The sequence below is a fragment of the Devosia sp. Soil_C_22 genome (genome assembly GCF_057657195.1).
Genome location: NZ_JBDGIY010000001.1, coordinates 1,161,413 through 1,174,284 on the forward strand (window position 1 = coordinate 1,161,413; position 12,872 = coordinate 1,174,284).

At 69.6% G+C, this 12,872-nt stretch carries 10 protein-coding genes; 8 read left to right on the forward strand and 2 right to left on the reverse strand.

Annotated features, from left to right (window positions below; all coding sequences use genetic code 11):
* The first annotated feature begins 258 nt into the window (after positions 1 to 258).
* From AC3A6I_RS05450 to AC3A6I_RS05460, 3 genes are all read left to right on the forward strand, one after another.
* Positions 259 to 1,752, forward strand: coding sequence for a sensor histidine kinase (locus AC3A6I_RS05450; protein ID WP_487542361.1), 1,494 nt, complete (start codon positions 259 to 261; stop codon positions 1,750 to 1,752).
* 46 nt (positions 1,753 to 1,798) lie between these two features.
* Positions 1,799 to 2,284, forward strand: coding sequence for an RT0821/Lpp0805 family surface protein (locus AC3A6I_RS05455; RefSeq protein ID WP_487542363.1), 486 nt, complete (start codon positions 1,799 to 1,801; stop codon positions 2,282 to 2,284).
* A gap of 223 nt (positions 2,285 to 2,507) precedes the next feature.
* On the forward strand, positions 2,508 to 3,704 hold the full coding sequence (locus AC3A6I_RS05460; protein WP_487542365.1) for a hypothetical protein: 1,197 nt from the start codon (positions 2,508 to 2,510) through the stop codon (positions 3,702 to 3,704).
* A gap of 203 nt (positions 3,705 to 3,907) precedes the next feature.
* On the opposite strand, the gene AC3A6I_RS05465 is transcribed toward AC3A6I_RS05460, so the two are convergent.
* Positions 3,908 to 5,899, reverse strand: coding sequence for an FAD-dependent oxidoreductase (locus tag AC3A6I_RS05465; RefSeq protein WP_487542367.1), 1,992 nt, complete (start codon positions 5,897 to 5,899; stop codon positions 3,908 to 3,910).
* Positions 5,896 to 6,960 carry an FAD-binding oxidoreductase/lyase gene (locus AC3A6I_RS05470; protein ID WP_487542369.1) on the reverse strand — a complete coding sequence of 355 codons (1,065 nt, stop codon included), beginning with the start codon at positions 6,958 to 6,960 and terminating at the stop codon, positions 5,896 to 5,898. Before AC3A6I_RS05470 ends, AC3A6I_RS05465 begins: the two co-directional genes overlap by 4 nt.
* Before the next feature lie 126 nt (positions 6,961 to 7,086).
* Here AC3A6I_RS05470 and ccmI point away from each other — a divergent pair, with 126 nt between their 5' ends.
* From ccmI to AC3A6I_RS05495, 5 genes are all read left to right on the forward strand, one after another.
* Positions 7,087 to 8,154: a c-type cytochrome biogenesis protein CcmI gene (ccmI, locus tag AC3A6I_RS05475; RefSeq protein ID WP_487542370.1), complete on the forward strand. Its 1,068-nt coding sequence runs from the start codon at positions 7,087 to 7,089 to the stop codon at positions 8,152 to 8,154.
* Positions 8,151 to 8,594, forward strand: coding sequence for a cytochrome c maturation protein CcmE (gene ccmE, locus AC3A6I_RS05480; RefSeq protein WP_487542372.1), 444 nt, complete (start codon positions 8,151 to 8,153; stop codon positions 8,592 to 8,594). Before ccmI ends, ccmE begins: the two co-directional genes overlap by 4 nt.
* Before the next feature lie 169 nt (positions 8,595 to 8,763).
* Positions 8,764 to 10,731 carry a heme lyase CcmF/NrfE family subunit gene (locus AC3A6I_RS05485; RefSeq protein ID WP_487542374.1) on the forward strand — a complete coding sequence of 656 codons (1,968 nt, stop codon included), beginning with the start codon at positions 8,764 to 8,766 and terminating at the stop codon, positions 10,729 to 10,731.
* Positions 10,728 to 11,177 (forward strand): cytochrome c-type biogenesis protein, encoded by a 450-nt coding sequence (locus tag AC3A6I_RS05490; protein WP_487542375.1) that lies wholly within the window; start codon positions 10,728 to 10,730, stop codon positions 11,175 to 11,177. Before AC3A6I_RS05485 ends, AC3A6I_RS05490 begins: the two co-directional genes overlap by 4 nt.
* Before the next feature lie 112 nt (positions 11,178 to 11,289).
* Entirely contained in the window at positions 11,290 to 12,846 is a 1,557-nt protein-coding gene (locus AC3A6I_RS05495; RefSeq protein WP_487542377.1) for a Do family serine endopeptidase, read from the forward strand.
* Positions 12,847 to 12,872: the final 26 nt, after the last annotated feature.

The following is a 12,872-nucleotide window of genomic DNA, read 5'->3' on the forward strand; positions in this document are numbered from 1 at the left end:
CGCTCCGGCCGCGCATCGCCATGCTGTGCGGTACCCCTCATCCGTCTCGGCCTGCGGCCGATCCACCTTCTCCCTCAAAGGGAGAAGGAAGGCGTGGGGCGAGATGGTGCCACATCATCCTTCTCCCCTTGAGGGAGAAGGTGCCGAAAGGGCGGATGAGGGGTGGGCAGCGCGCGCCGGTGTGCGTGGCCGCCCCCTCCACCAGCTTCGCTGGTCCCCCTCCCCCGCCCCGCGGGGGAGGATCAAGAGGGGGCCGCCATGAAGCTTAGCGACACCCTGCAGACCATGCGCGACCGGATCGGCTCCTGGTACCGTTCCGCCATTGCGCCGCTGCTGGTCAAGCCGACCTCGACCGCGCCGTCGAGCCGCAAGGGCTCGATCGCGGCATCGCTGTTCTTGCTGTCCGTCGGCTGGCTGGCGGTGGCGCTGGTGGCGACGGCGTTCCTCTTGACCGAGCTCTATTCGCGCGCGCTCGACAACTCGCTGGTCGAGACGCTGGAGTTCCATATCGAGACGCTGACCGACCTGAGCCTGCTCTCGCCGACGCCGCAATCGGAGCAGATCCGCATCGGCGATCCGCGCTTCGACCGCACCGGGTCGGGCTGGTACTGGGCCATTCGCGACGCGCAGGGCTCGCTGCTCAATTTCTCCAATTCCTATGTCGGCATGGTGCTGGGGCCGCTGCCCGGACCGTTCGATGCCACCAACACCAAGACCGCCGTGGTCGAGGACCCGTTCGGCATCAAGGTGCGGGTGGTCGAGCGGGCGGTGACGGTCAACGAGGTCCCGCTCCACATCATGGTGACCGGCTCGCTCGACGAGATCCTGTCGCTGGTGAACGAGTTCCGCGGGCAGACGCTGATCGTGCTCGGCGCGGTAGCGATCATGCTGGCGGTGATGTCGACCATCGTGGCGCGGCTGGCGCTGCGGCCGGTGGGACAGCTGAGGCGCGAGGTGGAGCGGGTGCGCGAGGGCGAGGCGGCTTCGGTGTCGGGCTCGTACCCGGCCGAGCTCGCGCCGCTGAGCGAGGAAATCAACGAGCTGTTGCGCGCCAATGCGCAGATCGTCGAGCGGGCGCGCAACCAGGTGGGCAATCTGGCGCATGGGCTGAAGACGCCGATCGCGGTGCTGCGCAACGAGGCGGCATCGGACAAGAAGAACGTGCTGGCGCGGGTGGTGTCGTCCGAGACCGAGAAGATGAGCCAGCTGGTGACCACCTATCTCGACCGGGCGCGGCTCGCGACGCGCTCGGCGGTGGTGGGCAAGAAAGCCGACGCCACCCACGTGATGCTGCGGCTGACGCGCGTGATGCAGAAGCTCAACCCGCATGTGACCATCGCCATGGTGCGGCCCGATGCGTCGCTGCCCTGGTTCCGCGGCGACGAGGGCGACCTCGAGGAAATGGCGGGCAACCTGCTCGACAATGCCTGCAAGTGGGCAAAGTCCTCGATCGGCGTGACGGTGGTGGCCGAGCGGGCGGACGGGACGACGAACCTCCTCATCAAGATCGACGATGACGGGCCGGGCCTCACCGAGGACGAGGCGCACAAGGTGTTGCGTCGCGGTGTCAGGCTGGACGAGAAGACGCCCGGATCCGGCCTCGGGCTGGATATCGTCAAGGAACTGGTTGACGTCTATGGTGGGTCCTTGCAATTGAAACGATCGGTGCTGGGGGGCCTGCTTGCCGAACTGCGGCTGCCTGCCGCAAAGGTTGCCGGCTTCCGCACTTTCGCCTCAATACGCAAGGAATAAGGCCCAAGTCTTCCACAAGAGACCGCCTTCCGCTCCAGAGACCCCGATGCAGCTCCACGCCCGTGCCCTTTCCGTTTTCGCCCTGCTGCTGCTTGCCGGCTGCAGCTCGAGCAACAACAACGACCTCGCGCTCGGGCCGACCCTGCCGCAGCCCAATTCGATGCTTGCCACGCAGCCGGCCATTCAGCCCGCGACGCTGACCCCGCCGGTGGCGGCGCAGCAGCCGGGCAGCATCGGCCTCGCCAGCGCTTCGGCCTTCATCGACGGCTCCGCGATCGGGCTGATGTCGGCCAAGGACCAGTCGGAAGCCTCGAGCGCGCAGTTCAACGCGCTGACCTTCGGCCGCCCGGGCGCGCCGCGCAACTGGACCGGCGACAGGGGCACCACCGGCTCGGTGACCGTCGGACCCTATGTGCGGGTCAACAACATCGACTGCCGCGACTTCACCCACACCGTGACCATCGGCGGCACGCCCTATGCCAAGAAGGGCACGGCCTGCCGCGAGGCGGACGGGACCTGGAACGTCGCGTAAGCGGCGTAAGGCCACCGGTCATTTCCGTGAAAGCGGCGGCCCCGTCTTACTGCGCGACAGCAGAACAGTCATTCCCGCTTTCGCGGGAGTGACGTCGTGGTTGCGATAGATCAGGTACAATCGATCTCTCTACCGGCGATTGCGAATAACTTCGCATAGCCATTTATTTACCGGCGAGCGCTAGCGTTCGGGCGACTCTGGACCACTTCGCCCTCCGGTTCCCATGGCCGACAGAATATCCTCCGCAACCCGGCTCGAGACCGCGTTTTCGCGCCGTCCGGCAGTGGAGCCGCGCCCGTTTCTCGGCCTGATCGACGCCGTGATCGTGCCCGGCATGAGCGGCTATGATTTCGAGGGCGCCATCCTCGAGACGCATGCGCAGGGCGTGTGGGTGTGGATGGTGCGCGATATCGCGCCCGACCTGATCAGCGACGACCTGACGGATACGCCGGAAGGCCGCGCCGCGCTCGGCAAGCTGGTGCCGGCGCTGATCCAGCGGGCGCGCGAGGCGACGACGAACCTGTTGCCCGAGCCCGAGCGGCGCGTGCGCGTGCAGATGGGCGGCGACGACACCTTCCGCCGGCTGCCTTTCGTGCTGCAGGCGCTCAAGTGCCGCGGGCTCTACGACAAGGCGCGGGCCTTCGGCCGCGCGACGGCCGGCATGACCGACGAGGCGGCGCTGGCACTGGCGCTGCAATCCATGCCGCTGAACGACCGGGCCGTGTGCGCGCTGCTGATGCAGGCGGCGATGGCCGAGATCGCCCACCCCGGCCGCGTGATGGCGGCGGCGATCCGCATCGCCGGGGCGTCCGAGGAGCAGGCGGTGGCGCGGGCCGGGCTCGGCACGCTGGTCGACGCCATGCTGGCCCATGCCCAGGCCCAGATCCCGGCGCTGCAGCAATATGGCGCCTTTGCCGATATCGACATGGTCTGTTCGTCGGTCGAACGCTTCCACCGGCTGATCCGGGCGGTGACGACTTACATGGAGCTCGGCCGGACGACGCGCTGGTCGGGGATCGTCGCGGGCCTGATCAAGACGGTTTCGGAGCTGCTCGAGCCCAAGCTGCGCGAGGTGCTGCCGGACGTGAACCTGGCGTTGCGCCGCCACCATGGCACGGACTGGCTCGACACCGACCAGGTACTGGCGGCGCTCAACGGCTGCTACATCCTCAACGTGGTGCGCGACTGCCGCGACTCCCTGGCGCTCAATGCGCTGTTCGACCAGATGTGGACACAGGTTGGCCAGGCGCTCGACATCCACGTCAACCGCAACCTCGAACTGTTCCGGCAGAACCCGTCGGATCGGGTGACTGGGGACCGGCTGGACGCGGCGATCAAGATGGCCGAGTTGCGGTTCAACGGCGAATATGCCGAGGTGCTGCGGCGGGCGCGCGATGGGGCGGAGCGGCGGGCGGGGTAGCTCCCCTAGCTTGCGGGTCGCAACGCAGTTCGGCGCGTGTGGCCACCCCCACCCACCCGCTGCGCGGGTCCCCCCTCCCCACAAGGGGGAGGGACACCGCGCAAGAACCGAAGCACCGAGCCCGCAGTCGGGTTTCCCTCCCCCTTGTGGGGAGGGGGGACCGGCGGAGCCGGTGGGTGGGGGAGCCAGAAGCACCAGCTTCGCTAGCCCACCTTCACCCGCTCCTTCAGCCTCGCCGCCACTGCCGTCCCGGCATCCTGCACGAAAATCTCGCCCTCGATGGCCTGCGACAGGATCGCGATGCCGCCGGTCGCGGGGGCAGGGCGTTGGGTGTAGGTGACGCCGATGGCTTGCGCCGGGTCGGTCACGTCCGAGCGGGTGAAGATCAGGCAGCCGGGGCCGAAGCTGCGGGCGTCGGCGGCGACGACGGACCAGACCTGGACCTTTTCGCCGAAGCGGCCGGCGAGCCAGGGCGGCGGGGCGGCGATGCCTTCGGCGGCGGGGGCGGGGGAGACCCGCCAGCCGGTGTCGGAAATGTCGCCGCCAATGGCGCAGCGCTCGGCCGCGACCGGGCCGGCGTCGCGCCTGGCCATGGCGCCGATGTCGACGGCGGCGGCGATGTCGCCCAGGCTCAGCTGGACCGGGCGGACCGCGATGGACGAGACGCCCTGCCGGCTGGCCGTGGCGGCGCGGCGGGTGACGAGGGACGGGCCGCGATCGAGATAGGTGTTGCCGAGTGCCTCGGCCCGGAACGGGGAGACCGAGGTCGCGGCATCAGGGGTCTCGAAGGCGGCCTCGATGACCTCGTCGATCACTGGCGGCGCGGGCTTGCCGAGGCTTTCGAGCACGGCGGCGCGGCCACTGGCGATGGCGGCGGCGGTGGTGCGCAGGCCCGCCGCGGCGCCGGTGATGGTGACGTGCGGCAGGCGGTTGCGCGGGGCGAGCCAGCCATTAGCGTCGTCCCATCCGGGCTGTCCGCCGGCGCGCAGCCACAGCTGCAGTTCGGGCTGCCAGGCGCCGGCGGCCACCAGCTGGTCGGTCTCGACGACGGTGGCGTCCTGGGTGATACCTTCGAGCGCGACGGCGAAGCTGATGTTGAGGCCGGGCTCGTTGCGCTGGATCGGCTCAGCGAGGCTGGGGACGAGCGCCGAGGCGAGCGTGATGCCCATGGCCTTGGCGAAATCGAGGAAGCGCGAGGTGGGCGTCAGGCGGCTGTCGACGATGCGCTGCACATCTACGCCGGCATCGGCAGCATGGAGCGCGAGGCGGTAGGGATAGCTCTGCGGCGTAGTGAACAGCGCGCGCCTGCCGGGCCAGACGCCGTAGCGCTCGGCGCGATTGAAGGCGGCGAGCGCCCCGACGATGCCCGGCGTGCGGTTGCCGGGAAAGAGCGGCAGCCGCTCGAGCGCGCCTGTGGCGATGACGACGTGGCCGGCCTTGACGCTGACCACCCGGCTCGCCGGTCGGTTGCCCTCGACCGTGACCTGATGCACGCGCAGCGTGGTGCCGGCGATGGCGAAGGCCTCGGCGCGGGTGAGGACGGTGACCTCGCCCTTGCCCTCGACCATGCCGAGGAGCCGGGTGATGGTCTGGTCGGGCGCGGCCTCGCCTTCGGCCGTGCCGAAATAGCGGATGTTGCCGCCCAAATGCGGGGTGCGCTCGATCAGTATGGCGGTCTTGCCGGCAGCGGCGGCCGAGGCGGCGGCACTGAGGCCGGCGACGCCGCCGCCGATGACGGCGAAGTCGGCCTCGAGGATCTGCTCGGCCGGCGCGCCGAGCCAGGGCGGGGCGCCGAGCCCGGTGTCGCCGAAGCGGTGGTTGAGCGTGCGGGCCGGCCCCACCAGACGGTTGCGCAACGCGCCGAGCAATCCGCGCGAGGCAATCGGGTCGCGCCGCTGGCCGACCGTGGTGAGATCGAGCCCGTCGAGGGCAGGCGTGCGCTCCATGGGCAGCAGGCTGGCGCGGCCGGCCGAGACGAGCGGGGCAAAGCCCTCTTCGAGCGCGAGGGGCGCGTCGCCATGCCGGCCGGCAGCCTGGATACCGCTGGCGAGCGCGGCCGACAGCACGGTGTCGCCGGCAAAACCCGACACCTCGCGGCCGTTGAGCCGGAAGGTCAGCGGCTTCGAGCGGTCGATGGCGCCGCCGCCCATGCCATGTGGGGCATCCGCGGCGAGGCGGTTGGGCCCGGGGCTCACGCCGGCACCGCGCTGAAGTCGGAGACGGCGAGCCGCTGGTTGCCGCGCGTGGCGCCGCGTGCGGCGATCCAGGCTGCTTCGTCGGGGCTGGCCTCGCCGGCGAGCGCGCGCGCGATGACGGGGGCGAGGAAACCGCCGGTGGGACCGAGCCCGGCGACCAGAGTGGCGCGCACGCCGCGGGCCGGGCCGACATAGGGCGCCCCGTCGCTCGAGCGCAGGGTGGGCACCATGGTCTCGCCGGCGAGGCGCAGCGTGGCCGTGCCGCCGATGGCGCTGCCCACCCGGGCATGGGCCGTTTCGGGTGCGCCGGTGGCGAGCGCGATCAGGCTCGTCGCCTTGGGCTCCTGCATCAGCGTGACGCCGCGATCGAGAAAGCTCACATACGCCGCGCCGATGCGGCCGCCCTCGAGCAGGGCGGCCGAGGCGGGGACCGGCTCGAGGCTACGGTCGAGCGCCTCATGCGGCAGGTAGCGCAGGATCGCTTCGTCGCTGGCGAACACGGCCTGCGCGGCCTCGACGGTGAGACCGCCATGGGTGACGCGGGCGACGCCGTCCTTGCGGATGGAAATGGCGGCGTCAGCCTGGTCGAGCCGCCGCACGTCGAGCCGGCCGAGCCAGGCCTCGAGCGCCGCTTCGAAGGCGCCGTGGGCCAGAAGCTGCGCGTCGCGCACCCTGACGACCTGCGCGCCGGGATAGTGCCGGTCGGCCACCGGCTCGACGGCATAGCCGAGCAGCAGCGCCAGCTGGCGGAAATGGCCGAGCGCGGCGGCGCTGGCCGGGGTTTCGGCGACGAACAGCGGATCGACGCGCCGGGTCAATCCCTTGCCCCAGCCGGCGGCGAGGCGGACGAGTTCGGCGGTGCTGCGCTTGAGCAGCGCGAGGGTCTCCGGCCGGGTGACGGGCGCGATCGAGATATCGATGCTGCGCTGCAGCCGGAAGGCCGAGAACGGCTCGCCGACAAGGAAAACCCTGCGGTTGTGGGCAGCCGCCAGCTGGCCAGCGACCAGCCCGGCCAGGGGGCTCGAGCCGAGGACGACGAAATCGTAGCTGTCATCTGCCATCAGGCGACTTTCGGGGCTGCGGCAATGCGCGCGCAACACATCATTGTGGACGGGTGCATATTTCGCCCGAATGCCCTTATAGATCGGGCGCGTTTCAGCTGCCCCGGGTGAGGCACAGGCCTGCACATGATCTTTTGGTCGCTCGCAATATTGGTCACAGCCGTCGCCTGCGCCGCGCTCTATTATGCGGGGGCCGGGCGGAGGGTCAACGCGGGCGCGCCGGTTGTAGACAGCCCCGAAGTGAGCCATCTGCGCCTGCAGCTCAAGGAGATCGAGGCCGATCTCGCCGGCGGGCGCATGGGCGAAGCCGAGGCGGTGGCCGCCAAGGGCGAGCTGGCGCGCGAACTGATGCGGATCAGGGCCGAGGAGAGGCCGGCGGTGGTGGCAGGTGGACGGCGCGGCCTCGTGGCGGTCGCGGCAGTGGTGACGGGGCTCATGGCGCTCGGCGTCTATGGCGTGCTCGGCCGGCCCGACCTGCCGGCGCAGCCGCTGGCGACGCGCCCCGACATGCCGCCGCCCGAGATGACGCTCGACGACGCCATCGCCCGCATCGAGGCGCAACTGCAGCAGACACCGGACGACGTACGCGGCTGGGCCGTGATCGCGCCGGCCTACATGCAGCTCGGCCGGTTCGAGGACGCGGCCAACGCGCTGCGCAAGGTGATCGCGCTCGACGGGCCGACGGCCGACCGCGAGACCGACCTCGCCGAGGCGGTGATGATGGCCAATGGCGGGACCGCGTCGGAGGAGGCGCTGGCCCTGTTCATCAGCGCCGCCGGCCGTGACGAAAAGCACGTGCGCTCGCGCTACTATCTCGCCGAGGACGCGATGCGGCGCGGCGACTTCGCCGCCGCCAAGGCGCAATGGCAGGCCGTTCTGGCGCTGGCCGCGGGCGGTGAAGCCTGGCTCGCCGGCGCGCAGGCCGGGCTCGAGGGCGCCGAGGCGGGGTTGCGCGGTGAAGTGCCGGATACGCCCGATGTCGCCGCCATGGTCGAAGGCCTGTCGGATCGGCTGATGCAGGGTGGCGGCCCGATCGAGGAATGGACGCGGCTGGTGCGCTCGCGCCTCGTATTGGGGCAGAAGGATGCGGCGCAACTGGCCTATGATGCGGCGCGCAAGGCTTACCCCGACCCGGCCCAGCGCACCGAGCTCGATGTTCTTGCAGCGGATAACGGACTGGTAGCAAGCAATTGACCCGTAAGCAGAAACGCCTCGCCATCATTGCCGGCCTCGGGGCCGTGCTCGTCGTCGCGGCGACGCTGATCTTCGTGGCTTTGCGCGACCAGATCGTGTTCTTCTATTCGCCCAGCGAAATCCAGGAGCGCCAGGTGGCGGCAGGGACGCCGATCCGGCTCGGCGGCCTTGTCAAGGAGGGCAGCTGGAAGCGCGAGGGCGAGGTGTCCGATTTCGTCGTGACCGACGGGCAGACCGAGATGGCGACGCATTTCGTCGGCCTGCTGCCCGACCTGTTCCGCGAGGGGCAGGGCGTGGTGATCGAGGGCAGCGTCACCCCGCAGGGCACGTTCGCCGCGACCAACGTGCTGGCCAAGCACGACGAGAACTACATGCCGCGCGAGCTCGTCGACGAGCTGAAGAAGCGGGGGGAATGGCAGCCCGAGGGAGCGCCGCTGTGATGATGCTTGTGCGCTTAGGGAAAGGCCCCCTCACCCGGCCTTCGGCCGACCTCTCCCCCAAAGGGAGAGGTGGCGATGCGGCACTGCCGGTGCGTACCTTACCTCTCCCTTGGGGGAGAGGTCGCCGCGAAGCGGCGGGTGAGGGGGCCTTTCTGGCCGGAGGCATGGCATGACCATCGAACTCGGCCACTTCGCGCTTATCCTCGCGTTCGCCATCGCCACCATCTCGGCGGTGGTGGGGCTCGTGTTCTGGAAGCGGGAGGTGGTTGCCGGTTACCTGCAGCAGGGCGCGATCCTGCAGTTCGTGCTGGTGGCGGCGGCGTTTGCGGCGCTGATCCAGGCTTTCGTGGCTTCCGACTTCTCGCTGAAGCTCGCGTTCGAGCACGCCAATTCGGCCCAGCCGCTGCTCTACAAGATCACCGCCGTGTGGGGGAACCACGAGGGCTCGATGGTCCTGTGGGTGCTGATCCTCGTGATCATGGGCGCGGGGGTCGCCGCTTTCGCGCGCAACCTGCCCAAGGACCTGCTGGCGCTGGTGCTGGCCATGCAGAGCCTGCTGGCTGCCGCCTTCCTCGGCTTCACCATCTTCACCTCCAACCCGTTCGCGCGGCTCAATCCCGCGCCGTTCGAGGGGCAGGACCTCAACCCGATCCTGCAGGATATCGGCCTCGCCGTGCATCCGCCGCTGCTTTACATGGGCTATGTCGGCTTTTCGGTCTGCTTCAGCTTCGCCATGGCGGCGCTGATCTCGGGCCGCATCGATGCGGCCTGGGCCCGCTGGGTGCGGCCGTGGACGCTGGTCAGCTGGTGCTTCCTGACGCTCGGCATCGCCATGGGCTCCTACTGGGCCTATTACGAACTCGGCTGGGGTGGCTGGTGGTTCTGGGACCCGGTGGAGAATGCGAGCTTCATGCCCTGGCTCGCCGGTACGGCGCTGCTGCACTCGGCGCTGGTGATGGAAAAGCGCAATGCGCTGAAGATCTGGACGATCTTTCTCTCCATCATCACCTTCTCGCTGAGCCTGCTCGGCACCTTCATGGTGCGCTCGGGCATCCTGACCTCGGTGCATACCTTCGCCTCGGACCCGACCCGGGGGCTCGTGATCCTCGGCCTGCTCGCCGCCTTCATCGGCGGCGCCTTCGCGCTGTTTGCTTTCCGCGCCTCGGTGCTGCGGGCCGGCGGCCTGTTCGCGCCGATCAGCCGCGAGGGTGCGCTGATCCTCAACAACCTGTTCCTGGCGAGCGCTACCGCGGCGGTGCTGGTGGGGACGCTCTATCCGCTGCTGCTCGATGCGCTGGTGGGCGAAACGATCTCCGTGGGCCCGCCCTTCTTCAACCTGACCTTCGGGGCCATCATGGCGCCGCTGCTGGTGATCCTGCCATTCGGGCCGTTCCTGGCCTGGAAGCGCGGCGACCTCGTCGCGGTGACGCAGCGGCTCGCGGGCGCGGCGGGGCTGGCGCTGTTCGCGGCGATCCTCTGTTTTGCGCTGGCCGGCGGCTCGATCTCGCTGGCGCCGCTCGGGTTGCTGCTCGGCTTCTGGGTCGCCTTCGGGGCGCTGGCCGAGCTGATCGACCGGGCGAAGTTCTTCCGCACCGACCTCCTCACCTCGTTCCGCCGCCTGTTCGGCCTGCCGCGCACGGCCTGGGCCACGGCGATCGCCCATTTCGGGCTCGGCGTGACGGTGATCGGCATCGTCGCGGCCAGCGCCTGGGGCACCGAGGTGGTGACGGCGATGTCGCCCAACGATACGGCGGTGATCGCCGAGCATGAGGTGAGCTTCCTCGGCACCGAGCATGTCGAGGGCCCGAACTTCATCTCCGACACCGGCCGTTTCCAGATCCGCAGTCCCGGCGGCAACCTGACCGACACATCGGGCGAGCGGCGCATCTACCGCGCCAGCGGCCAGCCGACCACCGAGGCGGCGATCGTCACCTACGGCTTCAGCCAGCTCTACCTGCAGCTGGGTGAGCCACAGGCCGACGGGCGCTCGGTGGTGCGCATGTGGTTCAAACCGTACGTGACGCTGATCTGGCTCGGCTGCATCATCATGGCCGGCGCCGGCTTCCTGTCGCTGACCTACCGGCGGCTGCGCATCGGCGCGCCGCAGCCCGCCCATGCCCGGGTGGCGGCCGAATGAGGGCGCTGCTCGCCATCCTGCTGGTCGCGCTGATGAGCCTGCCGGCGCTGGCCGTGCGGCCCGATGAGCTGCTGGCCGACCCGGCGCTGGAGGCTCGGGCCCGGGCCATTTCGGCGGAACTGCGGTGCCTCGTCTGCCAGAACCAGTCGATCGACGATTCCGATGCCGATCTCGCCCGCGACCTGCGCCTGCTGGTGCGCGAGCGGCTGGTGGCCGGCGATACGGATGCCGAGGCGCGCGACTACATCGTCGCCCGTTACGGCGAGTACGTGCTGCTCAACCCGGTGATGGCCCCGCACACGCTGCTGCTGTGGGTCGCGGGTCCGGTGGTGCTGGCGATCGGCGCGGTCGGCGTGTTCCTCGCGGCGCGACGGCGGCGGGCGGTCGCGACCGGCGGCACGCTGACAGAGGAAGAGGCCAGGGCGCTCGAGGAGCTGGAGCGGTAGGCCGCGCCCTCCGGTGAACATTACCGATAATTAACGCCCTTGCCACGGTGCAGAAAGGCAGCGGTCTCCATATGTCAGGCCTATCACGAGTGCCTGACTGAAGGAGATCACCATGCGCTCTATCCTCAATACTCGCGCCCGCCGCTGGATCGGTGCCTCGGCGCTTGCGATCATCGCGGGTATCGGTGGCGGCTCCGCCCTCGTTGCCGCGACGACCGCGAGCAATGCCCAGACCGCCCAGCTGGTACCGGCTGCGCAGATCACTGCGCCGGCCGTGACCAATGCTCCCAATTTCGCCGACCTCGTCGACGCCGTGAAGCCGGCGGTCGTGTCGATCGTCGTCGAAGGCGCCGAGCAGGGCCGCAACCTGCAGCGCGGCGGCCGCCAGTTCCAGTTCAACTTCCCCGACCTGCCGGACGATCACCCGTTCCGCGACTTCTTCGACCAGTTCGGTGACCAGTTCGGCCAGGGCCAGCGTCCGGGCCAGGATGGTCCGCGCCAGCAGCCGCGCCGCTTCATGGCCGCCGGTTCGGGCTTCGTGATCTCGGCTGACGGCTACATCGTCACCAACAACCATGTCGTCGAGAATGCCGACAAGGTGACCGTGGTCTTCGACGACGGCTCCGAGAAGGAAGCCAAGGTCGTCGGCACCGACGAGAAGACCGACCTCGCGGTGGTCAAGCTCGACGGCGAGACCGACCTGCCCTTCGTCAAGCTGAGCGACATCGAGCCGCGCGTCGGCGAGTGGGTGGTTGCCGTTGGTAACCCGTTCGGCCTGGGCGGCACCGTGACCGCCGGCATCATCTCGGCCCGCGGCCGCGACATTGCCGGCTCGGCCTATGGCGACTTCCTGCAGATCGACGCCGCCGTGAACACCGGCAACTCGGGTGGTCCGGACTTCAACCTCCAGGGCGAGGTCGTGGGCGTCAACACCGCCATCTTCTCCCCCAATGGCGGCAATGTCGGTATCGCGTTCGCCATCCCGGCCAGCGTGGTCAAGCAGGTCACCGACCAGCTGATTTCGTCGGGCACCGTGACCCGCGGCTTCCTCGGCGTCGGCATCCAGGACGTGACGCGTGACATCGCCGACAGCGTCGGCCTTGCTACGGCAGCCGGTGCGCTCGTCACCGAGCCGAGCGAAGGCGGCCCCGCCGGTGCAGCCGGCGTGAAATCGGGTGACGTGATCACTGCCGTCGACGGCGATGCGATCGACAACGCGCTCGACCTCAGCCGCACCATTGCCGGCAAGAACCCGGACACCGCGGTCGAGCTGACCATCTGGCGCGATGGCGCCGAGCAGAAGATCTCGGTGACGCTGGGCAAGCTCGACGAAACCGCCCAGGCCAGCAATGACCAGCGGCAGCAGCCGACCCCGCCCGAGCCGATCGCTCCGGCCGAGACTTCCGTCGGCCTGACGCTCGTGCCCAACGATGGCGGCCAGGGCCTGCTGGTGCAGGACGTGAACCCCGACTCCGCTGCCGCCGAGCGTGGCATCGCGGTGGGCGACACCATCCTCGAGGTCAACAACCAGGTCGTCGGCTCGGTGGATGACTTCGAGAAGGCCATCCAGGGCGTCAAGGACGCCGGCCGCGGCACGGCCCTGGTGAAGGCGCAGCGCGATGGCGCGACCCGCTTCATCGGCCTGCCGATCGACTCGGCCAAGTCGTAACTACCGGGGCTCCGGGGCGATTGCTC

Coding starts and splice junctions, on each gene's coding strand:
- AC3A6I_RS05470 (WP_487542369.1), bottom strand. CDS start 6,960: ATGGCAGATGACAGCTACGATTTCGTCGTCCTCGGCTCGAGCCCCCTG.
- ccmI (WP_487542370.1), top strand. CDS start 7,087: ATGATCTTTTGGTCGCTCGCAATATTGGTCACAGCCGTCGCCTGCGCC.
- AC3A6I_RS05450 (WP_487542361.1), top strand. CDS start 259: ATGAAGCTTAGCGACACCCTGCAGACCATGCGCGACCGGATCGGCTCC.
- AC3A6I_RS05485 (WP_487542374.1), top strand. CDS start 8,764: ATGACCATCGAACTCGGCCACTTCGCGCTTATCCTCGCGTTCGCCATC.
- AC3A6I_RS05495 (WP_487542377.1), top strand. CDS start 11,290: ATGCGCTCTATCCTCAATACTCGCGCCCGCCGCTGGATCGGTGCCTCG.
- AC3A6I_RS05490 (WP_487542375.1), top strand. CDS start 10,728: ATGAGGGCGCTGCTCGCCATCCTGCTGGTCGCGCTGATGAGCCTGCCG.
- AC3A6I_RS05460 (WP_487542365.1), top strand. CDS start 2,508: ATGGCCGACAGAATATCCTCCGCAACCCGGCTCGAGACCGCGTTTTCG.
- AC3A6I_RS05455 (WP_487542363.1), top strand. CDS start 1,799: ATGCAGCTCCACGCCCGTGCCCTTTCCGTTTTCGCCCTGCTGCTGCTT.